At 56.0% G+C, this 24,261-nt stretch carries 25 protein-coding genes; 11 read left to right on the top strand and 14 right to left on the bottom strand.

The features are described from left to right. The first annotated feature begins 22 nt into the window (after positions 1–22). On the top strand, positions 23–298 hold the full coding sequence (locus tag EPD60_RS16415; protein WP_131450610.1) for an RrF2 family transcriptional regulator: 276 nt from the start codon (positions 23–25) through the stop codon (positions 296–298). Continuing rightward, positions 295–1,344, top strand: a complete 1,050-nt coding sequence (locus EPD60_RS16410; RefSeq protein WP_131450609.1) for a hypothetical protein — start codon at positions 295–297, stop codon at positions 1,342–1,344. Before EPD60_RS16415 ends, EPD60_RS16410 begins: the two co-directional genes overlap by 4 nt. Here the strand turns inward: EPD60_RS16410 and EPD60_RS16405 are convergent. Then, entirely contained in the window at positions 1,330–1,626 is a 297-nt protein-coding gene (locus EPD60_RS16405) for a metal-sulfur cluster assembly factor (protein WP_131450608.1), read from the bottom strand. The genes EPD60_RS16410 and EPD60_RS16405 overlap by 15 nt on opposite strands. A gap of 258 nt (positions 1,627–1,884) precedes the next feature. Between EPD60_RS16405 and EPD60_RS16400 the strand changes: the two genes are divergently transcribed. Then, a complete protein-coding gene (locus tag EPD60_RS16400) occupies positions 1,885–3,102 on the top strand; it encodes a hypothetical protein (protein WP_131450607.1) in 1,218 nt (405 codons plus the stop codon). 50 nt (positions 3,103–3,152) lie between these two features. On the opposite strand, the gene EPD60_RS16395 is transcribed toward EPD60_RS16400, so the two are convergent. From EPD60_RS16395 to nosZ, 11 genes are all read right to left on the bottom strand, one after another. Next, complete coding sequence (locus EPD60_RS16395; protein ID WP_131450606.1) at positions 3,153–3,659, bottom strand: c-type cytochrome; 507 nt, start codon at positions 3,657–3,659, stop codon at positions 3,153–3,155. Positions 3,660–3,750: 91 nt separating this feature from the next. Next, positions 3,751–4,152 carry a hypothetical protein gene (locus EPD60_RS16390; RefSeq protein WP_131450605.1) on the bottom strand — a complete coding sequence of 134 codons (402 nt, stop codon included), beginning with the start codon at positions 4,150–4,152 and terminating at the stop codon, positions 3,751–3,753. Between the two features lie 21 nt (positions 4,153–4,173). Beyond that, positions 4,174–5,064 carry a transporter family protein gene (locus tag EPD60_RS16385; RefSeq protein ID WP_131450604.1) on the bottom strand — a complete coding sequence of 297 codons (891 nt, stop codon included), beginning with the start codon at positions 5,062–5,064 and terminating at the stop codon, positions 4,174–4,176. Positions 5,065–5,227: 163 nt separating this feature from the next. Beyond that, positions 5,228–6,658: a cbb3-type cytochrome c oxidase subunit I gene (locus EPD60_RS16380; protein ID WP_165871593.1), complete on the bottom strand. Its 1,431-nt coding sequence runs from the start codon at positions 6,656–6,658 to the stop codon at positions 5,228–5,230. Continuing rightward, on the bottom strand, positions 6,639–7,010 hold the full coding sequence (locus EPD60_RS16375; protein WP_131450602.1) for a c-type cytochrome: 372 nt from the start codon (positions 7,008–7,010) through the stop codon (positions 6,639–6,641). The genes EPD60_RS16380 and EPD60_RS16375 overlap by 20 nt, the downstream gene beginning before the upstream one ends. A gap of 40 nt (positions 7,011–7,050) precedes the next feature. Continuing rightward, positions 7,051–7,818, bottom strand: coding sequence for an ABC transporter permease subunit (locus EPD60_RS16370; RefSeq protein ID WP_131450601.1), 768 nt, complete (start codon positions 7,816–7,818; stop codon positions 7,051–7,053). 2 nt (positions 7,819–7,820) lie between these two features. Further along, positions 7,821–8,579: an ABC transporter ATP-binding protein gene (locus tag EPD60_RS16365; RefSeq protein WP_131450600.1), complete on the bottom strand. Its 759-nt coding sequence runs from the start codon at positions 8,577–8,579 to the stop codon at positions 7,821–7,823. Beyond that, positions 8,566–9,777: a nitrous oxide reductase family maturation protein NosD gene (gene nosD / locus EPD60_RS16360; protein WP_207896725.1), complete on the bottom strand. Its 1,212-nt coding sequence runs from the start codon at positions 9,775–9,777 to the stop codon at positions 8,566–8,568. Before nosD ends, EPD60_RS16365 begins: the two co-directional genes overlap by 14 nt. 33 nt (positions 9,778–9,810) lie before the next feature. Beyond that, complete coding sequence (locus EPD60_RS16355; protein ID WP_131450599.1) at positions 9,811–10,836, bottom strand: hypothetical protein; 1,026 nt, start codon at positions 10,834–10,836, stop codon at positions 9,811–9,813. Positions 10,837–10,993: 157 nt separating this feature from the next. Further along, positions 10,994–11,557 (bottom strand): fasciclin domain-containing protein, encoded by a 564-nt coding sequence (locus EPD60_RS16350; protein ID WP_131450598.1) that lies wholly within the window; start codon positions 11,555–11,557, stop codon positions 10,994–10,996. 50 nt (positions 11,558–11,607) lie between these two features. After that, a complete protein-coding gene (nosZ, locus tag EPD60_RS16345) occupies positions 11,608–13,623 on the bottom strand; it encodes a Sec-dependent nitrous-oxide reductase (RefSeq protein ID WP_131450597.1) in 2,016 nt (671 codons plus the stop codon). A gap of 365 nt (positions 13,624–13,988) precedes the next feature. On the opposite strand from nosZ, the gene EPD60_RS16340 reads away from it, so the two are divergent. Next, positions 13,989–15,194, top strand: a complete 1,206-nt coding sequence (locus tag EPD60_RS16340; protein ID WP_131450596.1) for a T9SS type A sorting domain-containing protein — start codon at positions 13,989–13,991, stop codon at positions 15,192–15,194. A gap of 29 nt (positions 15,195–15,223) precedes the next feature. Here the strand turns inward: EPD60_RS16340 and EPD60_RS16335 are convergent, their stop codons facing one another. Together EPD60_RS16335 and EPD60_RS16330 are read right to left on the bottom strand one after the other, a co-directional pair. Then, positions 15,224–15,766, bottom strand: coding sequence for a hypothetical protein (locus EPD60_RS16335; protein ID WP_131450595.1), 543 nt, complete (start codon positions 15,764–15,766; stop codon positions 15,224–15,226). Between the two features lie 72 nt (positions 15,767–15,838). After that, a complete protein-coding gene (locus tag EPD60_RS16330) occupies positions 15,839–16,498 on the bottom strand; it encodes a phosphatase PAP2 family protein (RefSeq protein ID WP_165871592.1) in 660 nt (219 codons plus the stop codon). Between the two features lie 460 nt (positions 16,499–16,958). Between EPD60_RS16330 and EPD60_RS16325 the strand changes: the two genes are divergently transcribed. The 7 genes from EPD60_RS16325 to EPD60_RS16295 all read left to right on the top strand — a co-directional run bounded on the left by EPD60_RS16325 (position 16,959) and on the right by EPD60_RS16295 (position 24,235). Continuing rightward, positions 16,959–17,546: a hypothetical protein gene (locus tag EPD60_RS16325; RefSeq protein WP_131450593.1), complete on the top strand. Its 588-nt coding sequence runs from the start codon at positions 16,959–16,961 to the stop codon at positions 17,544–17,546. Positions 17,547–17,580: 34 nt separating this feature from the next. Next, positions 17,581–19,947, top strand: coding sequence for a GH25 family lysozyme (locus EPD60_RS16320; protein WP_131450592.1), 2,367 nt, complete (start codon positions 17,581–17,583; stop codon positions 19,945–19,947). Between the two features lie 116 nt (positions 19,948–20,063). Continuing rightward, a complete protein-coding gene (locus EPD60_RS16315) occupies positions 20,064–21,266 on the top strand; it encodes an FIST signal transduction protein (protein ID WP_131450591.1) in 1,203 nt (400 codons plus the stop codon). Further along, positions 21,267–22,502, top strand: a complete 1,236-nt coding sequence (locus EPD60_RS16310) for a sensor histidine kinase (protein WP_131450590.1) — start codon at positions 21,267–21,269, stop codon at positions 22,500–22,502. It begins immediately after the preceding gene. Positions 22,503–22,561: 59 nt separating this feature from the next. Next, entirely contained in the window at positions 22,562–23,194 is a 633-nt protein-coding gene (locus EPD60_RS16305) for a response regulator transcription factor (RefSeq protein WP_131450589.1), read from the top strand. Between the two features lie 63 nt (positions 23,195–23,257). Then, the gene (locus EPD60_RS16300) at positions 23,258–23,707 is read left to right on the top strand and encodes a YybH family protein (RefSeq protein WP_131450588.1); all 450 of its coding nucleotides are present in this window, start codon (positions 23,258–23,260) and stop codon (positions 23,705–23,707) included. A 135-nt stretch (positions 23,708–23,842) separates the two neighbouring features. Beyond that, on the top strand, positions 23,843–24,235 hold the full coding sequence (locus EPD60_RS16295) for a T9SS type A sorting domain-containing protein (protein ID WP_165871591.1): 393 nt from the start codon (positions 23,843–23,845) through the stop codon (positions 24,233–24,235). The last annotated feature ends 26 nt before the right edge of the window (positions 24,236–24,261 follow it).

The following is a 24,261-nucleotide window of genomic DNA, read 5'->3' as shown; positions in this document are numbered from 1 at the left end:
CAGTTTCGGGCCATTTTTGCTTATGCGCTCCCAATCCTGTAAATACGCCCTGCGGGCAGCCGTTTACCTGGCGGCCCGCTCGCCACAGGGTGCCCGCGCAGGCATCCGCGAGGTGGCGGCCGGTATCGAAGCAAATGGGCACAGCACTGCCAAAATCCTGCAGCAACTCGCACGCGAAGGTGTGATTGCTTCGGCAAAGGGACCGAACGGCGGCTTCTTTATTCCCGCCGACGCGAAAACGATCTACCTGATCGATGATTTTGAAAGTGGCATCGCCTTTCTCAAACGTTCCCGATGAAACCCATTCCCGCGGCTCTGCCGCTGATCCTGCTGTCGCTGCTGGCCGCCATCTGGACGGGTTGGATACGTGGCGGCTGGGAGCTGCCGCTGCCACAGGCGGCCGGGCAGCATGGCAACCTGATGGTCAACTGTTTCCTCGCTACGCTGATCTTGCTGGAGCGCGCGGTCACCTTCCGGCAATGGTGGGTACGCCTGCTGCCGCTGCTGAATGCGCTGGCGCTGCTGCCGCTACTTGCCGGCGCACCTCAGGCTGCCCTGGGCATGCAGTTGGCCGGAAGCGTAGGCTTTGCCGTGCTTTGTGGCTGGCTGCTGTACCGGCACCGCGAACTATACTATCTCGTTTTTCTTACCGGTGCACTCAGCCTCGTGGTCGCCAATAGCGTGCTGCTCCAGAGCGGCTCCTACCCTGCCGCTACCGGCTGGTGGGTCGCCTTCCTCCTGCTGACGATCGTTGCCGAACGCCTTGAGCTGAGTAAGTTCCTGCCCCGTAGTCCCGCACAGCGCAATGCCTTGCTCGCTTGCCTGGCACTAATTCTGCCCGGATTATTGCTCCCTATGACCACTGGTAAGTGGCTTCTGGCAGCCGCTCTCGGCGGCACCGGTTGCTGGTTGCTGCGCTATGACATGGCGCGTATTTCCGTACGGCTTCCCGGCGCGCACCGGTACTCGGGGCGCCTGTTGCTGGCCGGCTACTGCTGGCTGCCGGTGGCATCCGTGCTTATACTATTGCAGCACCGGATCCCGCTTGGCTACGATGCCGTACTGCATAGTTTCTTCCTGGGCTTTGTGTTTTCGATGATCTTCGCACATGCGCCGGTTATTCTCCCGGCCGTGCTGAAAAAACGATTGACGGTTTACCATCCACTGCTGTATGCCTGGTTCGGATGGCTGCAGGTATCGCTGCTGGTACGGATCGGGGCCGATATTGCCGGTGACGCTTCGTGGCGCCGCGGAGCCCTGCTCGGTAACGGTTTGCCGATACTGCTGTTCTTTGTAACGGTGGCCGTGCGGGTGTCCAGCGGCCTGCGCTCAGGAAAAGCCTAGCTGCGCACGGGCTTCGGCGCTCATCCGCGCATTGGTCCAGCGGGGCTCGAAGGTTACGTCCACGTGCACTGCTTCAATGCCGGGTACCTGTGTCACCGCAGCCCGCACCGCTTCCGGCATGAAAGCCGCGGCCGGGCAGGCGGCGGTCGTGAGCGTCATCACGATATAGGCTTCCGAGCCGATGACCCGGATATTATAAATAAGACCCAGGTCATAGATATTTACCGGGATCTCGGGATCGTAAATCGTTTTGAGCTGGTTGATCACTTCCGGGATGCTCATGAGGTTGCGGTTTGCGGCGAAGTTCCGCCGGTGGCCGATGCGACACGCTGAGTGGCGGCCCGCGGCACGCTGACTTTGCTCAGCTTCGCCTGGCGCTTCAAAGCTTTCGCAAAAGGCTGATCATGTTGTTGTCGGTATACTTTCGAACTACTACAAAAACAAACGGACGAGTAAACAGGAATTGCTTCATAACCTATTATCGATTCAGAACGTGGCTTGATGTTTCAATTTACCAGCCGCGGCCGAACACGACCTATCATGGAAACCATGCACAACAAGCATTTTTATTTCCGCCTCGCCCTCCTCAACCTGGCTATCGTTGCGCTACTCGGACTCTCGCTTCGCCTCAAGATTCTATTTGAACTTCCTTTTATCGACTACCACAACCTGCTTACCGGGCATTCGCATTTTGCCTTTACGGGCTGGGTAAGCTTTACGCTACTCGTCCTGTTAGTATACGGGCTTTTGCCGGGGGCGGAACTGCAACGCAGGTTCTCCTGGATGCTCATCGCCGTTAACGTATGCGCTTATGGCATGCTCGCGAGTTTTCCTTTCCAGGGCTATGGTCCGGTTGCGCTGCTCTTTTCAACACTGTTCATCATCGTCACCTTTGTGTTTGCAGCCCGCTTTCTGCCATTGCTAAGAAACAACGTAGACAAAAGCATCCACCTCTTCAGCCTCTGCGCGATTCTGGCCTTGCTTTTTTCAGCAGCCGGTCCGATGATGCTCGGCTACATTGCTGCCGGTAAATCAAAGGATGCCAACCTGTACCGGACAGCGATCTATTGGTTCCTGCATTTTCAATACAATGGCTTTTTCACATTGGGCATTTTCGCGCATCTTTTCCGTGTCCTTTATTTTAATGCGGGCACGCCGCCGTTAGCAGCGCGTCGCTTTGCGTTCTGCCTGTGTGCCTCGGTGCTGCCAACCCTTTTCCTGTCGTTACTCTGGCACAACAAGACGCTCTTTTATGTTATCGGCGCAATCGGCGTACTGTTGCTTTTCGCTGCACTTTTTTATTTTATCCGGCTCTGGCTTCCCGGCGGACCGGCTCAGCGATTCCGCACAAAGCTCGGGCGGCGCCTGCTGCGGCTTTCCCTGCTTTCCTTTGCATTGAAGCTGCTTTTACAGGCCGGTACACTGATCCCGGCCCTGGGCAACGCCGTATATGGCGACCGCCCGGTAATCATCGGTTTCCTGCACCTTGTGTTCCTCGGCTTTGTGAGCTTTTACCTGCTGGCGACACTTGTGGAAGAAGGATACTTCACGCGCGCGCGGCGGATGCGGGCTTTACCTGTTTATGTGTTCGGTGGCGGGGTCTTTGCCAACGAGATACTGCTGATGTGCCAGGGGCTGGGTGTGTTGCTGCAAACCAACAGCTACCTGTTCAACTGGGGCCTGCTTGGCGCGGCGCTGTTGCTGTTTTCAGGTGCCGTGCTCATGGCGGTATCGGCCTGGCGCAGACGTATACAATAAAAAAACCGCCGGGTCGCGGCGGTTTAATGATAAAGAATTCCGAACGGATGCTATTTCTTTCCGTCGTTGCTGAACATGAATTCGAGCACCGACCGGGCATCGGTTTCGGTGAGGCTTTGGTTAGGCATGCGCACCATGCACACCTCCAGCATCTTCTGCGCTTCGGCGTCTTTGTTCAGCATCTCTTCGGTGTTCATCACGAAGTTCATGATCCACTCCGGGGTGCGACGTGTGGTTACGCCCTTCCAGCCCGGACCTACCAGCTTTTCGCCCGAGAGTTTGTGGCAAGAGGCGCATTTCACTTCGTACACACTCTTGCCGGAAGCTGCCAGCTTTTGGTCAAGCGGGTTATTGAGCTTCACCTCGCTGATAGGGCCGACGCCCTTGGGATTCGTACCGGCGGTAGCTTCGGTTGTGCCGGTGGAGCTGCCCGCATCGGTGCCGGTGGTCGTGGTGGTCGCGCTTCCGGATCCGCTATTGTTGTCGGACCCAGAGCCGCACGAAACGGCAAAAAGGCTACATAATGCAACCGTCGCCGACCAGATTGTCTTTCTCATAAAGAAGGGTTTAATGTGAATAATTCGGGACTATCCCGCGTAAAGACTCATGCCAGTGCCGGCCAGATTAAAGCCGGATTAGCAACATCAGTTATTGCACGATGAAGGGTATGGTACGCACATATTGGTTGCCCTCATGATCAAGCGTCAGGCTGATCCGAAGCTCCAGGCCCTGGGCCTCGGCGCGGTCGTTGACCCAGTACCTGTCAATCTGCAGTGTGTCGTTGTGATCATGAATATGCGCGTAATAAATCCGGGAAGTGTCACCGGGCCGCTGAATGGAAAGCTCATAGCCATGGATGGTAGCCGGCGCGATGGCCTCGGCCTTGATCCGTACGGTGTCGCCGATGCGATAGATCGAATTTGCTGTGGGCCGGGCAACCCTTAGCTGCGCCTTATCAGCCTCAACGGAACCCGGATCGGTATCGCCGGCATGCTTGCTGCAGGCGGCGAACAGGATGAGTGCAAAGGAAAAAAACAAAATGTGTTTCATAATATTTTGCCGCTTGTGATTTTAGAATGTAACGGATGTGCGTAGCGAGAGGCGAGGTTGTACCCGGATCTGCCCGCCGGCCAGATCCTGCGCGGCTGCAAACTGGTAACTGGCGCCAAAGGCAAGCCTGCGGTTGTTTACATCGAACCCGCCGCCCGCATAGCACACCGAACCGCCCGAAACGGTCTGCAGCACATGCTGATCGGCATCTTTCAGCATCCAATCCCCGCTTACCTGCACATAAGGTGACAGCGACCAGCGGCGCCACTCCTGGCGCCAGGCAGCCTGGATACCAACGTTGGCTATATCGCCGAAACGGTAATCATCGCTGTTTGCGTTGTTGTATTTATACGACGCGCTGACACTGAAGGTGAGCTTGCGCAGGCTGACGCGGTAGGAGCCGTTCAGCAGGAGGTCGTTACTGCCGGAGCCGAGTTGAAAATTCTGGTCGTCAGCTTTATTGGTCGCCGCCGGTACATAGCGTCCCGTGGCCAGCTTCACCCCCGCGCCAACAAGCACCGCCTGGCGGATGCCCTTATCCGAATTGTGTTCCCAAGGACGGTATTGCCCCAGCAGCGTAACATCGCCGGCACCAGACAGGTGACGCTCGCCGGTGCTGCTTTGCAGGGTATTGAATTGCCAGGGAAGCATCCCAACCAGCTGGATCTTCCGGCTAAGCGAGTATTGGGCGGTAAGCAATAAAGTATGATACCGCTCGCGGCTTGCATCGCCTTCGTGCGACAGGGTTGTATAGGTGCGGTGGATGGAGCTCAGTCCGATGTAGCTTTTCGACAGATGCGGGAACAGATAAGGGTTGTAATAGCTCACTCCGCAGCCGCAGATGTCACAGGCCGCCGCGGGTGTGGCCGCCAGCAGGATGCCGGCCAGGACTGTCGTCAGAATTCGTTTCATAGAAGCAGTTTGTTGTTACAGAACGCAAGACACCAGTAACCGTTTTCGTTAACCCATTTACGCTATCCGCCGGGGCTGCGATGGTGGCTTCGTTAGAAAATCAAAATTCCCGATAACCTGAATGCTGGCAGATAATCCAACTCAACCATCCGGGTGACTCTCATCAGCCGGCACCTCTATGGAAAAAGGCATTCTCCGAAGCGGCTTCAACGATGCGCGGTTTTGTTGCGGTAGTGTCTGCCGGCTGCGGTTTGGAGCCAAGCACCCGCAGAAGCGGCACAATGACCAGGACAAGCCCGGCGACAATGAAAACACCGCTGCCGGCGAAGAGGCGGAACAGGGGCGCGGAGCGCTGCATGATGGTGGCAAAAGACTGGCCCGCCGAGGCGCCCGCGATCTTTACAAGGCCGGTGCCGAGCAACGCAATCCAGAAGAGCAGCAGGGCGCCGTTCGTAAGCAGCACACCGCGCCGGATTGTGCGCGCATGCCGCGCCAGCGCGGCGGGGCGCACCCGCTTCAGGATATACGAAATGGAAGCTAGCTCCAGCATCGTGTTTATCCCGATGGTGGCGCCCATGGCATGCGCGACGGTGATATGGGTTCCATGCGTGTAGCGGTTGATTGCCGGCACCGACAAGGCGATGGCCAGGCCGAGGTTGAGTAGTACCCATATGTCAGCCAGGCATAGCAGGCGATATGTAAGCTGGTGAAACTTCTTCCGTGCATGGCTCAGCGTACGGCGGAACTGGAAGAGGAGCTGCGCAAACAACAGCAGCTCGGTCATACTGATGATGTAGGATACGTTGCGTACCCACGAGGCCGCCGGCACGATGTAGGTATGATGGCCCCAGTTGAACAGCAGGTTGGTAAACCCCAGAAAAAAGAAGAAGAAAGCCGTCCTTGAGCGCGCCACCGCATCATCGCCCTTCAGTTGCGTCATCACATACATACTGCAGCCATAGATCAGCATGTTCCAGCTCCCCACCATCGATCCGAGCGCTTTCCATTGCACGGTAACATCGCGCACCGGGTTGCCGAAAAAATGATCAAAAAGCCACAGGTAACTTTCGGAAAGGGTAATAAAGAAAAAGAGGATGCCGGCTGTCCAGCTGAAATAATATACGGGTGCATTGCGGTAGCGCGGACGCAGCGTAGCGAAAAAATTTATGGCCAGCGGCACCCAACTGAGTGCAATCAGTCCGCCGAGCGCCGGCGGAAACTCGAGGTATTCCCGTCCGCCGAAGCGGCCCGCAAAAAAGCAGCCGACAATCAGCAGCGAAGTGGTCAGTTGTGATACGAAGTGGATCCAGCCTCCGTCGGGCCAGCGCAAGGGCCGTCCCGCTACGCGCGGCACGTAGAAATACAGGCCTCCCTGCGCTGCTGTATAGATCCATGACGTTACCAGGTAAACATGCAGGGGCCGCGTTTTCTGAAAGGAAAGCGCCTCGCGCAAAAACTGCGGCAGCACGTACTGCATACTTCCAAGGGTGCCGAATAACAATCCGAGCAGCAGGTAAGACAGTGCGAGGCCGAGAAAGGCCAGTGCCACCCGGTCGCCGGACCGGTGCAGGGAATCAGTGGGAGGGAGTTTCATGGCTTGAAGCATCAACGGCACGCAGGTAGGCCAGCAGGCTTTCTACCTCGCCGGGAGTAAAATGAAAATCGGGCATCCGGCTGCCACCCGACTGCAGCAAGGCCCGCATAAAGGCCGGCCCGCGCCGCGGGTCGCTCCAGGCCTGTGTCAGGTCGGGACCGAGGTAGCCACCCAAACCATAAAGCTGGTGGCAGGCCGTGCAGTTGTGCTTTTGAAACAGCGCCTTGCCCGCGGCCGCCTCGTCGGTCCACAGCTTTGCTGCGGCGGGCGCCTCTGTGCCGCGGGTATACACCAGCGCACTGTAACCGGCATAGGCCGTCAGCAAGAACAAGACTACAAAAACACGCGTCATTCTTCGTAATTCGATATTCGATATTCGTTATTCGCTATTCTCAGAGGTCTTTCCGTTTGAAGATCCGCAGCGCCCAGAGCAGGGGCAACAGCACCCACAGCAGCAGGATGCCCAGAGTAAGACCGGTACCGGTGGCAGTGCCGAGAAAGTCTTTGTACAGCGCGCCCGTATAGCCCATCAACGCGCTCACGTCGAGGTGCAGCATGATGAAGATGCGGCCCAGGTCGACCGGATTGAGGCAGGACAGGATCATGGTGGGCCCTTCCAGCGGGTAATCGCTGAAAGCAAAGAGTACCAGCAAGACCAGGCCGTCATAGATCAGCGAAAAATAAAACCACAGGAGCAGCGCGGCACCAATACCGCGTGCTTTATCACGGCTCCGCACCGAGGCAAGAAATGCCAGCGAGGTAAAAGCCAGCGTGAGCAAACCACCCACCAGCAGGAGTGCCAGCCCCGTTGCATTGCCGTTGTACAATAATACCGGGATGCCTACGCCGATCATAAAGGCGGTGAGCAGCGAGCCGCCGACTCCTGCCCATTCCGACAGCAATACCCTGGTGCGGCTCACCGGCTGTGTCAGCATCAGCTCAAGAAATTCGTAGGAGTTGTACCAGTGGATGGTGGCGAAGACCATGCTTACCAGGGGCACCACGATGAGGATGATGTTGAGGAGGCTCAGGACGGCTTTGGAGGTATCTTCCTCCATCTGGAAAAGACTCAGCGAAACCACCAGGAGAAACAAGGTATAAGCGAGCACCACCTTGTTGCGGATGATGTCGTACAATACGTACCGGGATATTTTGAGCATGATCAGTTCGCGATTTTGAGGTAAAGGAATTCGTGCGCCGATCCCGGCACCGTCTTCAGCCCGTTCTGCATGACGTGGGCAATGGCCTTGCCCAGCTTTTCTTCGCCGGTGAGTCGCTGCAGTTCTTCGAGCTTTTCGTTGAACAGGATGCGGCCGTCCTGCAGGTAGAGAATGTCCGTGGTCACTTCCTCCAGGTCGGTGAGCACGTGCGAGGTAATGAGGACCAGCTTTCCGTTTGCCTTTTCACGCTGGATCTTTTTCTTCAGCACCTCGCTCGACAGCGGGTCGAGGCCGGCCGTGGGCTCATCCAGTATTAATACGGGCGGATTGAACAGGAAAGCCAGGGCCGCGCTCACCTTCTGGCGCGTGCCGCCCGAAAGCGCGCGCATCGGCTTGTCCTGGATCGTATCTAGTTTATACTGGTAATAGATTTCTTCATCGAGGTCGGTCTCGTCTTTGCGCAGGTCGCGGATCATCCGGAACAGCTGCCCGATTGTCATGTTATCCGGGTAGCGCCCGATCTGCGGCATGTAACCGATCTGGCTGCGGTACGCCACGCCTTCGGTGATGGGCCGCCCCTGGAAAAGGATGCTTCCCCCATCGGGGCGCACGAGTCCGAGGATCGTCTTGATCAGGGTCGTCTTCCCCGAGCCGTTGGGACCGATGAGGGCAACCACCTGGCCGGCGTTAAAAGAAGCATTGATATCGTCGAGGGCTGCGAGCTTTTTAAAGCGCTTGCCGATGTGCTTAATGTCGATCATAGCGGTAGGGTTTCATGAGTGGGGCAGCATCCACCATCTGCCCGGGCGTGAGGCTCGGCATCGCCTTCTCGGCTTTGTCGAGCAGCGTCACCATAAAGCTGCGGAGGAGCATCACCGACTGCGGGTTGCGCTCGATGACCATCGAATACAGGCTCACCGGGTGGTAGGGCACATCGCCTTTGCCATCACGGTTTAGATCGTACCCGTCGTACTTATCCCAATAATTATTGAAAAAGCGGTTCAGCATGAGGTCGCCGTTGGTGGCAACGTCAAACGTGTTTCCCTGGAAGTTGTTAAGGCACACGGTGTTTTCGTTGCACGACGCAGAGATACGCAGCGCCCAGCCGTTGCTGCGGAAGGCGTTGGCGAGCACCTCCACCCGGTTCGTGCTTTCCATCATGATGCCGGCAGTGTTGGCCTCGAAAACATTTTCCCGGATCTGCGCGTCGGAAATCTCCTTCAACAGCAGGCCGTAGGCATTGGCGCCCCAGTTGCGGCGGAAAAAGTTGCGCTCCATCCGCACATGGTTCGAATACATTACGGCGACACCGGCACCGTTCGAAGCAAACGTATTTGCTTCGTAGGCATCGTTGTTGGAGAACATAAAATGGAGCCCGTAGCGGATGTTGTCGTGACTGTAATTCCGGCGGATCTCCGAAGCGGTCACAAATTCGAAATAAATGCCGTCGCGGTGGCCCTGCACATCATTGTGCTGCACTAGCATCCGTGCGCACTTCCAGAGGTGAATGCCGTTTCCGGAAGTCTGTTCCGTTCTAGGAATGCCGGCAATACGGTTGTTGGCGATGGTGCAGTAGCTGGCGTTTGCGACGTGGATGGCGAAGTAGGCGCGCTCGATGCAATTGCCTTCTATTGTAACAAAGCGCGCATCGATGATGCTGATGGCAGCATTGTCATTCATGCTCGAATAACCCGTGCCGGTGAAGCGCAGGCCACGCACCCTGATGCGCTCGCCGCTGATGGTGAGCTGCTCGAAGCGGCCCTGGCCATCGAGCACGGGTCCGCCAATTCCAATCAGGGTCAGCGGTTTGCTGATGATGATGTTGCCTTCGCGGTAGGTGCCGGCATGCAGCAGCACAGTGTCGCCACTATGTGCGAGGGCGATCCCCCGGCGCAGGGAGCAGACCGCCTTCGTGGCCCCCACCTCGATGGTCCGGCCAAAAGCGGAGCCAGTCGCCAACAAGAAAAGGTATAGCAGGAGCGCGCGCATCATTTATAGTTTATCAAGAATAGCAATACCCGCAACAGGCTCGCCTTTACCGGCAGCCCTGGCGGCAGCGGCACTTTCAAACGAAACCGCGTTGCTGTTCATCGGGCTTTTGAATGAAGGATCGGACAGGCTCCAGCTTGCAGCAGCCGGAATCAGTTTCGACTGCGCGAAGTCGGAGAAGAGCAGCTGCGCATCCATTGCAATCCCCGGGTTGGCTTTACGGAAATGCGCGAGGCAATGCAGGTCGTCGAACTTGTAGATGCGGCCTTTCTTCGTAATGAGCTCCGCGCCGAAGCGGGCATCGGCGATGGTCATCTTGCAATCATCGCAGGCATCGCGCCCCAGTTGAAACGGCTCGGGGCCGGCTTTGCAGGAAGCAAGTCCTGCGGACAGCAGCAGGGAAGCGGCGGCAGCGGCATTTCGTGGCAGGTGCACGGTCTTAACCGGCTGTGCGCCTTTGCGGCCGAAGCGCTCCCAGCCCCAAACCGCTATGCACAGCAGGCCGGCGCCAATCACCACCCAGCCACCCTGGTCGGGATAGGAATAGGCGTCGAAGTTGAGGAGCTTCTTGTGGCCCAGCAGCGGCGGCTGGTAAAAAAGCCCGGGCACCTGGATGGCTGCCTTCGGGTCGAGGTTATGGCCGTAGTCGTAGCCCCAGGAATAAAAATCATACATCGCCGCGCCAGCTGCCGCAACCAGCAGTATAAGGTAAGCGAAGAGGTGCTTGCGGCGGCCCGTGGCTGCTACCAGCAGCCCGAGCACGATGAAGGCCCCCACGATGTACCCGAGGTATTGAAACTCGGGAAACATCGCCTCGTTGATATGCTTCATGCCGATGTAGTGATTGAGGCCGTTGATGATCTCCACCTGCCCGCTGAGCCGGCTGAGCCAGATATTCATGGTGAGCCCTTCCGGGTACTGCGGCGCCAGCAGAAAAATGAACCACACCGGCAGGATATAGGTCAGGCTGAGTGAAAGCGCTGCCAGGGCGATCAGGATCCGGGAAAGGGGACGCATTTGGGGTTGCATAACTTCAGTTTTGGATTCCGTGGGGCGGCCCGCACGACGGCCGGCCGCTTCGGAACCATAAGCAAAATGACTGAAAAAGGGGGGCGAAAGGAATGAGCCGGGCGGCCGCGGAGACTGATCTTTCCCCATGCCCGGCCTGAGCGAAAGCAGGTTTCCGTTATTTGGCAGGCGGCAGCAGCACCGCGTCGATGACATGGATGATGCCATTGGAAGCCGGGATGGAGGCGATGATCGTAGCATTACCGTTGATGATAACCTTGCCATCTTTTTTGCTGATGCTGATATTGCCACCGTTCACCTGGTTGAGCGTCTGCCCGTCCTGCATGAGGTCGGTCTTGAGGCTGCCCACATACACGTGGTATTGCAGGAGGTCCTGCAGCTTTGTCTTATTCTCCGGCTTCAGCAACTCGTCCACCGTTCCGGCCGGAAGCTTTTCAAAAGCGGCATTAGTAGGTGCGAATAGGGTAAAGGGACCGGCATTGGACAGTGCGTCGACCAACGCGCCGGCCTTCACCGCGGCTACAAGCGTGCTGTGGTCTTTCGAGCCGGCAGCGACCTTCACCACATCTTTCTGCGATTCATCGTCCTGCACACCCGATTGACCCGCGTTGGCCGTTGCGGCCGCATCGGCCACCTTGGGTGCTTGCTGGACGGCATTGTTACAAGCCGGCATCGAAAGCAGCAGCAGGCCGGTGCAGAAGGAAAAGAATACTTTTTTCATGACAGTGTGTTTTGAAAAAGGGCCGCCGGGATGCGGCGACCCTTTCCGGTTTATTGTTTGGTTTGTTTTGCGGGAGCTTTGCCTCCAGCTGCAACCGGGTCAGGCGCGGTCTTGCCGGTGCTGAACGTGATGGGAACATTCGATCCCGCCGGCGAAACGCGCACGTAGCCTTGCATTTCCTGGTGCAGCGCCGAACAGAAGTCGGTGCAATAGATCGGGAAGATGCCTACGCGTTCCGGTGTCCACTTCAGGGTCTGGGTTTCGCCCGGCATGACAAGGATCTCGGCGTTGTTGGCCCCCTTCACCGCAAAGCCGTGCGGCACGTCCCAGTCCTGCTCCAGGTTGGTCACGTGGAAATACACCACATCGCCCATCTTGACGCCCTCGATATTGTCCGGAGTGAAGTGCGAGCGGATCGAGGTCATGTACACGTGCACTTCGTTGCCTTTGCGTTCCACCTTGGCGTTGATATCGCCCTTTGCGGCATAGGGACTGGCGTTCTCTTCGATCTTGAAGATCTTCTGGGTGCGCCTGGTGATCAGCTCGGCAGGGATCGCCTCGGCATAGTGCGGCTCACCAACGGTCGGGAAGTCGAGCAACAGCTTCATCTTGTCGCCATCGATCGAGTACAGCTGCGCACTCTGGGTAAGCTCCGGGCCAGTGGGCAAGTAGCGATCCTTGGTGATCTTGTTGTACGCGATCACATACTTGCCCCAGGGCTTCGCGGTGGGCCCGCCCGGAACGCTCAGGTGACCGATCGAATAGTAGGTAGGTACACGGTCGAGCACCTTGAGGTCTTTTACGCTCCACTTTACGATCTCCGACGACACGAAGAAGGAAGTGTAAGCATTGCCCTTGTCGTCGAACTCAGTGTGCAGGGGCCCGAGTCCCGGCTTCTGCACCTCACCACGGAGCGCAGCTTCGTACTTGATTACCGGGATGCCATCGTAGTTGCCATCAAAAGCCTTGTCGGCGATGGCTTTCTGAATCTTATCAAAGGAAAATACGGGGATTACCGCCGCGAGCTTTCCGGATCCCACAATGCTCTCACCATCGGGGCTTACATCACAGCCGTGCGGCGACTTGGGGCAGGGAATGAAATACACCATGTCGGGGCAATCCTTCGGATCGAGTACCAGCACGGAGTTTTCGATCGTGGAAGTGGCGCTGTGTGTCTTGTCGCTATATACGTTGTGCGCATAGCGTACATTTTCCTTTACCGCCTTGCCATTGCGTACGTACTCTTCGGCCTTCTTCCAGTTCACTGCCATGATGAAGTCCTTGTCCTTGGCGGAGGCATTCACTTCCAGCAGCGTGTTGGCTTTCTCCGAGTTGTAGCAGGAGAAAAAGAACCACCCGTTCGACTTGCCTTTGCCGGCGCGCGCCAGGTCGAAATCGATGCCCGGAAGGCGCAGCTGGAAAGCGATGTTCATGTGACCGGCGGTGTCGACTTTGATAAAAGAAACGGTGCCTTTGAAATTTTCCTTGTAGGTGTTGATCGGTACGTCTCCGTTCTGGTTATCGAGCGGTACGGAAAAGCGCGTGCCGGCGATCACGTATTCGGTGTTCTCCGTGATAAAGGGCGATGAGTGGTTACCGGCGCTGTTGGGGATTTCGATGATCTCTTCGGTGCGGAAGGTGGACATGCTCACACGGGCGATACGGGGCGTGTTGTTGGCATTGCCGAAGGCCCAGCGGCCGTCGTGTATGCCCTTCGTGGTAGAGAGTGCAATGTGGTGGAGGTCGTCCCAGGGAACAAAGCCGTGCGAGGTGTTGAGCATCGGCTTGGTCTCCTCGCTGTAGCCCCAACCGTTTTCGGGGAACTGGGAGAAGACAGGAATAATACGGAACATGCGGCCCGAAGGGATACCGTACACCGACATCTGGCCGTTGAAGCCACCGGATACGATATTATAAAACTCATCGTATTTGCCGGGTGCGACATACACCTTGCTGGCGGCATCGCCCGTAACGGCCGATTCGGCACCTTTGGGCTTGCAACTAAACAGCGAAACAGCGGCAACGGCTGCAACGCTCATGCGGGTTATCAAAGCGGTGGAAGACATAAAATTGGTTTGTGTTGAACGAAATGTATTCAGTTAGTCGGGGAGCCGACCGGCTCCTTCTTTTATGTGACCAATTCTTGCGACTGGTCTTGTTTCAAAGGCCAAAACTATTCTCACCGGAATGCAGAACCGTTGACGGGCATCAAACCGAAAGATGATTGAAGTCAGAAGGTCCTGAAGAAAAGGCTAGACGTGGTGCTAATTTGCGGCCCTGGCTGACAGAACAGGAGCCGGCAAGCAAGCTTAATTTTCCGGAAAAGCGGAACAGGAGAAAAAGTGAACAGCTGCAATTAACTGCCTCCCAATAAGACCTGCAGCATTGAAATAACTTCTAATTTCACCCCTCCATCACGCCAAAACTATTTATGCAATTCCGTTTCGTACTCCTTTGTGCTGCCTTATTGGGCACGACGCCTTCGTTTGCCCAGGTAAAGGTCCTTTTTGATGCTACCAAGGCCCAGACCGCCGGGAACGCGGATTGGGTGATCGACGCTGACCTGCGCGACCTGGGTTGGACGCCGAATGCCGTCGTTGGCGTTTCGCATACCGGGAGCAACGCGCAACGTTTTCCGACACCGGCGCAATCCGGTATTACGGCTACAACTGCCGAAACATATTGGGATGGTGCACTCTCCGCCTGGGGCGTGGATTGCGTTAAGCGGGGTTATACGGTTGAAACATTGCCTTATAACGGCACGATCTCCTATGGCAACAGCAGCAATTTGCAGGATCTGTCGAATTACAAAGTGTTTATCATCGACGAGCCGAACATCCGGTTCACGGCGGCTGAAAAGACGGCGATCCTGCAGTGGGTGCAGGCCGGAGGCGGGTTGTTTATGATATCCGACCATACGCAAAGCGACCGCAACAACGATGGCTGGGATTCTCCGGCCATCTGGAACGATTTCCTAACCAACAACGGCAGTGTGAGCGACCCTTTTGGAATTTCTTTTGACCTTGCCAATTTTTCGCAAACCTCGTCCAACATTATTGCGTCCGCTTCCGATTCCATCATCCACGGTTCCATGGGAAATGTTACCCAGGTAAAATGGTCCAATGGCACGTCCATGACCCTTAATACGACGGCAAACTCCAGCGTGAAAGGCGTGGTTTATATGACCGGCAGCAGCGGCAATACGGGTGTGATGCTGGCCTATGCCCGTTATGGCAACGGCAAAGTGGCTGCCCTTGGCGACTCCTCACCTGCGGACGATGGCACAGGCAATCCCGCCTGTTCCCTTTTCAATGGTTATTTCTCCGACGCCGGCGGCAACCACCAGCGATTGCTGATGAATGCAACCATCTGGCTGGCAACGCCCGGCATTACCACCGCGGTTACAGACCTGCGCCCCGACGCCGGCATTCAAATCCGGCCGGGTAAAGGATCCGTTTGGATTCTTGCATCCGGCAACCTTCCGGCGCTTCAGCTCTACGATTTACAGGGACGCTTACTCGCTCAGCGGCCGCGCAGTGGAAGCAGTGCGAAATTTGACAATCTGACACCCGGCATCTACATTTTACAGGCAACCGCCGGCGGTCGCAGCTGCTCTTCTAAGGTCTTCGTATTTTGATCGGGAAAGTGTAGAAGCGGGTTGACCGGTTATTTTATCGGCTCGATTCGGGTGATGGGATGAATTTCGTTCCAGCCGTTGTGTGTATCGTTTACCAAACTGCCTGATACGCGCACATGATCGCCAACCTTGGGCAATTGGATATGATTCAGGTAGCCCTCACAGGTTGCACCGACCTTCTTCAGCAGGACTTTGTTGGCGCAAACCGCCTCGATGACCAGGTCGCCCTGCTTTTTCTTCATATTTTTCTTGGTGAGCAGCGACTCCTGGCCATTGTCCAGTTTCAACAACATATGCTGGTCGCCATCGTCATCGGCATTGGTTTCCTCAATGACGCCTGTTACTGTTTTGCAATACTCAATCACCTGCAAACGGGCAGGGTTGTAAACATAGCGCCAAATGGCCGTGTCGCAGGGAGCGGCTGGCGCCGTGGATGCTTGCGCGTTATCCCCGGTATTCGCCTCCTGCTCTTCTTTTTCTTTCTTGTGGTGCTTTTTGCCTTTGCCCTCCTGGCAGGCGACTAAGAACAGCAGCGCAGCGAACGCGGTTAATTTCCAGATAAGCTTCTTCATCGCTGATTTTTTGATTGTTTTTAAAGTCAAATACGATCAAATACTTTTTATGAATCCGGTTTCCCTATCGTGTCACGTCGCATTCGGATGCGTCACGAGCTCCTTTTGCTCGCGATCTGCTTTCTTTTTCAGTTTTTCCATGAAATAGATGGTAAGTAGCAGCCAGGCAAAGCCGATACAAACTCCTGCTGCGACATCGCTCGGATAATGGACACGCAGGTACATGCGGCTGAAGCCAATAAGCAGGGAAAAGCCGACCAGTAGGCATCCGATGGCGTATTTGATCGGCTTGGCCAGTTCTGTCTTCCAAATGAGATAAGCCAGAAGCCCGTAAAAAATGAATCCCGAGGTAGCATGACCGCTGGGGAAGCTGAAATTAGCTAACGGGTCAACAAGGGGATTGACCGGCCGGGGCCGGTGAAAGGACAGCTTCATGAAATAGTTGACGATGAAACCGCCAACCCCGACCACGATAATTTCGAATGCCCGCTTTGTATTTTTTAGGAGCAGGTAGGTCAGGAACAAGAGCGCGTAAGCAACCTGTAAAAATGTGGCCGATGCGAAATAGGTCACGGCCTTCATCACGGAGGTAAGATCGGGTGTGATTACATGCGCTGCCAGGAACCGGAAGATCCGGAAGTCGACCACATCTTCCCGCTCCGACAGGACCTCGTGAACAATGAATGTAAAACCGAAGACTACCAGGAAAAAAAGGGACAGGAAGATGATCATCCGAAGCGACAGCTTGCGGATGTACCTGCGTAGGAATGATGCTTTGTCGGGCCGCTGTTTCATGGTCGATAGAAGGTAAACCAAGCTGATGTATGCAAATCTTTGACCACGTTGCGTTACGCTCCCATCGCATGCTACTTTTCGTGCATCTATCATGGGTTTTCGAACCGGATTCCTTTCCGTTTCCAAAAATATAATGGTGCACCCGTGTGTCATTTTAGCTGCTTTTTGACAGGGAAATCGGCCTCCGGCCAGTTCGGTGCCCGAAGGCCCCCGCGCCGACGTACCAGGTTGACGGGGGCAATCCGGTCCCGGGCACAGAAGCAAAAGGTACTAAGGATGAGGTGGCCTTTTGTTTGCGCAACACTTTGCCGGCCGCGGTTCCCCCAAATTGAAATTCGTGATTGCCCTGAAACAGCGATATTTACAGGAAGGGAAACCGTACAAACCTAAAAGTAGAATGAACCCGCACCTATTCTTCTGCATGGCCGCAATAGTGGTCGGTGTGCAGCAATCGGAAGCACAGACGCCTGTTGCTGCCCCGCAGCGTCAGCAAACCGCTTTTCCGAAAGCAGCACCGGCCGCGCCGCCCCTCTATGAAAACAAGCGTCTCGGCCTCTCCTTTCTTTATCCCGGCTCCTGGAAAAAGGACCCGGCAGAAACGGAGCAGCGCAACCTGGATGATGAGCCGTCCACGATCGGGATTGACTTCCGGGACAGCGTCACCGGGGCCATATTTCGTCTCGAATATTACTTGCAGCCATCCGGCCGCCTGATCTACGAAAACGCGCTGGCGTCGGCCGCCAGGCAAAAAGCCCGCCGGCGCACCTTAGACAACGCACCTTCGGTAGAGACCGTGTGCCTGCTTACCAAAAACGGAAGAGGCGAACCATTGCCGGAACAGCTGGAGCTGCGGATCCTAGATGCCCCGGACCAGCGAAACGGCAAAAACCTGCGCATCACTTTTCAATACCCGGCTGCCTACCGCGCCGGATCTGTAAAACAATTTGAGGAGCTGCTGGCTTCTTTCCGGTTCGTCTCGAACTGAGCTGCATTGGCCAATCCTTAACCTTAACTGCACGATGAAGAATTTATACCGACTGCTTTGGGCCTTCGCCCTGCTGAACTCCGCATTCGTAAACGCACAGCAATGCCTCAGCGGCGGCTGCACTAATTTCGGAAGCCAATACCCGAGCTCAGGCGCCCCCTACACACCACCGGCTAGCTGGCAGGTACTGGTGAACCCCACCAATGGCAATGCCGCACTGATGAATGCCGGCAACTACACTTTGTTTAGTGTCGTGGCCGGCACCCGGTATGAATGGTCGTACTGCGAAAATTACGGCGGCACCTCCGCGGGCTGGGATGCGCAGCTGACGCTTTTCAACAATACGAACCTCACCACCCCGATTTGTTTCTCAACGGACAACTGCGGCAGCAATAACCTGGCGCCCTATATCAGCTGGGTGGCGACCTTTACAGGCACCGTGCGGCTGCTGACCACCGCCTACAACGGCGGCACCTGCAAGACCAATTCCGGCGCCCCCTACAACAAGCTCGTATATCGCCAGGTGGCATCGAGCACTTATACGCTCACCATACATGTGAACGATGCCGCGGGCAATCCGGCCCCGGGCGTGAAGGTGGTTTTGCGGGATGCATCCAATACCCAGCTTACCTCGGCCTCCGCCGACGCATCCGGAGACGCGGTATTCACGGGTCTCGCCAGCGCCGCCTATAATTATGAAGTGTACCGCACACCTTCAGCAACCAACAGCCCCGTGGTGCCCAATGAAGAATTCTGGGGCAGTGGCACGGCAACGGTTGCAGGCGCCAATGCCAGCGTCACCTTCGGCAGAAACCTACCCTATCTCAGCAACACGCCGGGCTTCATCCCCTCGACCCTGCAAACCGGGCAGCAAAGCAGCACCGACCTGTCTGTGAAAAATCCCAACGGGGTGACGCAAACCACCTTCGTACGGGTTTGGGTTGACCGCGACCAGGCGGCGCCCTTCGACCATACGGTCACATCGGCCACAGCTCCCACGACGGCCGGCGGCACCCGCACGGCAAGCTTCAACATTACCCCGGCGAGTGGCGGCACGCACTATTATTACGCTGCGGTGTATACCGACGTGAACGGCAGCTCCGTGCTGACCGACCAGTACGGCTGGACGACCGCGTTCACCGCAAATTCGGCCAATTGCACCACGCCGGCGGCACCGGCTACGCTCACGGCCACTCCTTCGGGACAGATCACGGTCAACCTGGATTGGACGGCGGGCAGCACCGCCGGCACGGCACCGGTGACGTATTATTGGGTGATCGGAACAACGCCCACGGTGGCTTATGGAAGCGGCGTGGCGCAAGGTTCCACCAGTGCCACCAGCGTTTCGGCTACCGGCCTTAACTGCAATACAGCGTACTATGCGCGGGTTTACGCCCGCACCTCCTGCGACGGCACGAGCTCGCCCTATACCACTTCGGGCGCATTCACCACCGGGGCTTGCGCAGTTACGCAATACGGCATCGATGTCTCGGCTATACAGGGCACGATCAACTGGAACCAGGTAGCCGCAGCCGGCAAGACGTTTGCGTTCATCAAATCCACGAAAGGCACCTGCTATACCGACGGCTATTTGAACTCGAATATCACCAACAGCCGGAATGCGGGACTGAAAGCGGGTGTGTACCACTTCGCCCTGCCGGAAGACAATAACGCCGTCACCGAGGCCAACTACTTCCTGACCGTGGCCCGTGCCTATATCGGCCCTGGCTTTCTGCCGCCCGTTCTCGACATAGAAGACCCGGCGGGCACCTGCATCACCAATACGCAAGCGCTTTCCAACTATTTCACCGCAAACGGGCTCGCACAATGGGTGCGCGATTTCGCCGATGTGGTGTATACGCAGACTGGTGTGATGCCGATCGTGTATACGAGCCGTTGCCAGGCAGCCTACATTGCACCCTACGTCAGCAGCGGCCTCATTCCCTGCAAGCTCTGGATCGCAGATTATGGTAACCCCGCCGGGGCCCCCGCCAATACGACCTCCTGTACCTGGAGCAGCTGGCCCTGGCTGTTTCACCAGTATTCATCCACCGGAACGGTTGCCGGCGTCTCCGGCGCCGTCGACCTGGATGTCTACCGCGGGAGTGCAGCCGAACTCACCGGGCTCGTCACCGCGGTACGGGCACCGGAAGCAGAACGATTCGTCCGGGTCTATCCCAATCCGAACCACGGCACCTTTGTCCTGGATGTCCGGACGCCCCTCAACAATGCCCGCCTGCGGGTACTCAGTGCAACCGGGCAAACCGTATATGAAGAAAACATCAGCAACCGGGCACCACAGCTGACAAAGCAGCTTTCACTGCATGTACCGCCCGGAATTTATTTCCTCGAGCTGGTGAACCGGAACGAAAGGATAATAAAGAAAATTATTATTCATTAGACCTGATAGGCTTCCCGGGCTTCAGGTGTCAAAAACAACCTTTTGCAGGTAAGAAATGCTCCTCTGGCGGAACGTTTTCTGCTTCTTTGCCGATATATTAACTCAACTCAGATGTAATGGCTACCAAAACAGGCACCGGATTCAGCTCCAAAATCGACTCCTTTCTTTCGGGCAAGGAAGCGGCGGCAAATGCAATGGCACAAATCGCACCGCTACTGCCGCACCTGGTTCTTTGCTTTTGCAGCGACAAGCACGATCCGCAGCAATTTTTAGCCGGCGTCCGTTCTCAAACCGGCAGCGCACAGGTAGCGGGCGGCGCCGCATTCGGCGTCTTTACCAATACCGCATTGAGCTACGAAGGCTACGAAGGCAATGTAGCGGTACTTTCTTCCGATACCATCTCATTTAAAGTCCTTGCACAGGGAGGGCTGAACAAAAACGAATACACCGCGGGCGCCGCACTGGCAGACAGCATCAAGGCGGAGCAAACAGGTGAGGAAAAAGGACTGATCCTGCTTTATGATTCGGCAAAAAGCGCGGAGCCGCCCCTGCTCAATTTCGCGACGCCTTTATGCAAAGCCATCTCGGAGCGCCTCGACCCGTCTCTCCCTATCGTTGGCGGCGGGGTGATGGCCAATTTAACCCTGACCAACTGCTTCCAGTTTTACAACGAAAAAGTAGTGACCCAACACGTGCTTGCCATCTTGATCAGTGGAGAATGCGCCTTTCACGATACCATCATTCACGGCTGCTCTCCTGCCAGCAGCTACAAGAAAATCACCCGGGCCGAGGGACCGATGCTCTATGAAATTGAAAACCGTCCCGCGGTAGAGGTTGTTGACGAGTTGCTTGGCGACAGGAGTATCAATTGGAGCGAGTACGCACTCTATATTACTTTCGGCGTGAACCGCGGCGAAAAGTTCGGTACGTTCAAAGAAGAAGAATATGCCAACAGGGTTTGCCTTGCCGTAGACGAACAACAAAAGGCAATGGTGATGTTCGAACCCGACCTGAAAGCAGGTGACGAGGTACAGCTCATGGCGCGTAGCATCAATTTAGACTACGTGGAAAACGGCATCAGAAACCTGAAGGAAAAAGCCGCCGGCAATACACCGCTGTTCTATTTTTATATCAACTGTGGCGGCCGGATGAAATCCTATGCGGGTACCGAGCTCGAAGACGTGGAAGCGGTGCAGCGGGTCATCGGCACCGATGTCCCTCTTATGGGATTTTACTCAGGAGTGGAAATTGCCAAAGTGGGCGGCCGGCTGCAGCCGCTCGACTGGACGGGCGTCCTTTGCTTATTAACGGAAAAATAAATGGATCCGCACCGCGAACCAGATAGCGCCAGCAAAGAGCTCGATTACTACAAGCGCCAGCTTGATAAGCTTACCGGCGATCACCTGCGTAACCAGTATGTCATATCCAAACTGACAACCGGGATAAAGGAATATACAAAAGGGTTTCAGATCCTTGCCGAGGTGCACCGCTCCTTCAGCTTCCTGAAAAAACCGGAGGTCTTTCACGAGCAGGTGTTGGAAGCGGTCATCGCGCACATGTCGGTGGACAGTATCGTCTTATTAAAGTATGATCCGGTGCGGCAAACGATGATCCCTTACCTGGGCAAAGGAACTCCCGCACCCGACGAACGGATGCTGCTTTCGCATCCGCTGCCCGCCCGGTTTTACCAGGAGCCGCATACCCTCTATGCCGGCCTTGACCCGGTTATGAGCGAGCCCGTAAGAAACGTCCGGGCTTTGTTTGGTCAACCGTATTTTATCCTGACGCCTTTGTTTATAAACGGGAACTGCTGGGGCGTTTTGTATGCAGGCCGCAAACACCAGGTGCGGCCTATGTTCCTGCCGTTTTCTACCAGCGACGTAGATGTATTCGAGGCGATAGCGGGCATGATCGCATCGCTGACACAGCAATTGCAGCAACACGACGCCATAGAGCGGGAACGGAACCGGATTGCGCAGGAAATGCACGACGACATCGGAAGCGGACTGACGCACATTGCACTGCTTAGCGAATTGCTTCAGATCAGGCAGCAGGCGGACCCGGAAACGCTGGCCGAGATTTCCAAAATTGCCAGCACCTCCCGGTCGCTGACCGATAGCATCGGCGAGATTATCTGGGCGCTCAATAGCCAGTTTGGCACGCTTACAGACCTGCTGACCTACCTGCGGGAACAGACATTTCCCTACTTCGAATCTTTCAATGTAAACTATATCATTTCTTTCCCGGATGAACTTCCGGACATCCGCCTCAACAACCAGCAGCGGCGCAATCTTTACCTGGTCCTAAAAGAAGCCCTGAATAATGCCCTCAAGCATTCCGGCGCCGGCCGGATCGAACTTAGCCTCGCGCTGGAATCGCGACGCCTTTGCTTCAGGGTGACCGACAATGGCTGCGGCATCGATGCCGCGAAGCGACGAAGTTCCTCCAACGGACTGCGCAACTTCGCCAGGAGAATGGATCATATCGGTGGCAGCTGCGTTATCGAATCGTCTGAAAAAGGCACCACGGTCGCTTTCCTGCTCCCGCTGCCCTGAACCGTACTACTACTTTTTTCACATCGGTAAAAGCCCGCGCCCCGGGTATTTTTGAGCTAATGATATCCCTTGTAATTATTGAAGACGATGAAAAGATCCGGAATTACCTGAGTGCGCTCCTGGCAGGCTCGGGCGAGTTCAACCTGGCCGCTACCTTCGGCAGCTCCGAAGAGGCGATGCATTACTTTGAAAACGACCTGGGTAATGATGTTGAACTGGTGCTGAGCGACATTCAGCTTCCCGGCAGCAGTGGTATCGATTTCATAGCCTGGCTCAAGCCCCTGCGGCCGGAGATCCAGTTCATGGTACTCAGTGCTTTCGACGATGCCGACAATGTGTTCAAGGCATTGACCGCCGGCGCGTCGGGCTATATCCTGAAAAATACTCCCGCGGCGAAGCTCATTGAAGGCCTCCACGATCTGCATCGTGGCGGATCACCAATGAGTGGCCGGATTGCCCGCATGGTGGTCTCCGCATTTCAGAAAACCGTCACCTACACCAGCCCCCAGGAAGTTCTTTCCGGGCGCGAGAAAGAAGTACTGGCCTGGCTTTCAAAAGGCTTTAGCTACAAGGAAATTGCAGCCCAGCTTTTCATCTCCGTTGAAACGGTGCGTACCCATATCCGCAATATCTACGAGAAGCTCCATGCCAGCAACCGGTCGGAAGCCCTCCGTAAGGCCGGACTACGCTGATACTACTTTTTTCACATTTTCCGGGGATTCCATCACGGTTAGTTTCGCTGCAAAACAACCGATATGCGAATCTTATTAGCCTCTCTCCTGGCAGTCATCATTTCCTGCCCCAAGGACGCCGTTGCGCAGCCGAAGCATTCCGCCCCGGAAAAAAATGTATCTACCGACCGGCTCATCGCTGCCTGGAACAAGAGTTGGAACGACAGGGACTCGGCAGCCATTACGTCGCAGCTTACCAACGACGCCGTCATGCTCAGCTCCGCGAAAACGATGAACGGCAGGTCGCAGATCGCCAAACAGTTCGTCAGCCACTATTACAGGAGCATGCTGAACCTGAAGACCCGCAAGTTCTACGAAAGCGCGGGCGGCAACATCGCCGTTCAATCCGGCACCTATACCCATGACATCCAGACGGCCGAAGGCAAACCCAATACCCTTTCGGGCGGCTACACGTTTGTATGGGAACTCCAGGCCGACAAAAGCTGGAAGCTTCGCTTCCTGGAACTTGAATAAGAACGGGGCCCGCCTCTGCAACGACTTCGGCAGCAGGCCGTTCCCGGGCCCTGGTTGCACACCATGACCTCCGGCTGAGGCCATGGAAGACAATGCTGGTTCCAAACACCTATAAATTCAACCCAGAACCTGGCCGTGGCAACATCAAACTCGTCGTTAAAAGCCTACCATTTTGCAGACGAACGTCCGGCACCCGGCAACAACTTTTACCGCCTGAAGATCATCAGCCAGACCGGAACTTTTTCCTACAGCAAGATCATTGCGGTGCGCGACGACACAGATGCAAGCATAACCCTCTTTCCAAACCCGGCCGCCAGCCTGCTCCAGGTGCAAACCAGCTCACAACCCGGAACGATCCAACTTGAAATTCAGGATATGATGGGGCGCGTGCTCCAGAAACAAACCATTGTTTCCGCGGGTCCCCGCATGGCCACATCTGTTGATATCGAAAACCTGAGAAGCGGGATCTACCAGGTCGTCATCAAAAACGGCGGCACGTTTTACGCAGCACGGTTCACAAAACAATAAACAAGCCTGCGTACGCTTAAATACCT

Origin of the sequence: Flaviaestuariibacter flavus (assembly GCF_004337505.1) — a bacterium.
Taxonomy (GTDB): Bacteria; Bacteroidota; Bacteroidia; order Chitinophagales; family Chitinophagaceae; genus Flavisolibacter; species Flavisolibacter flavus.
Note: the sequence above shows the minus strand (reverse complement) of the source record. Positions and strands in the feature narration are given on the sequence as shown.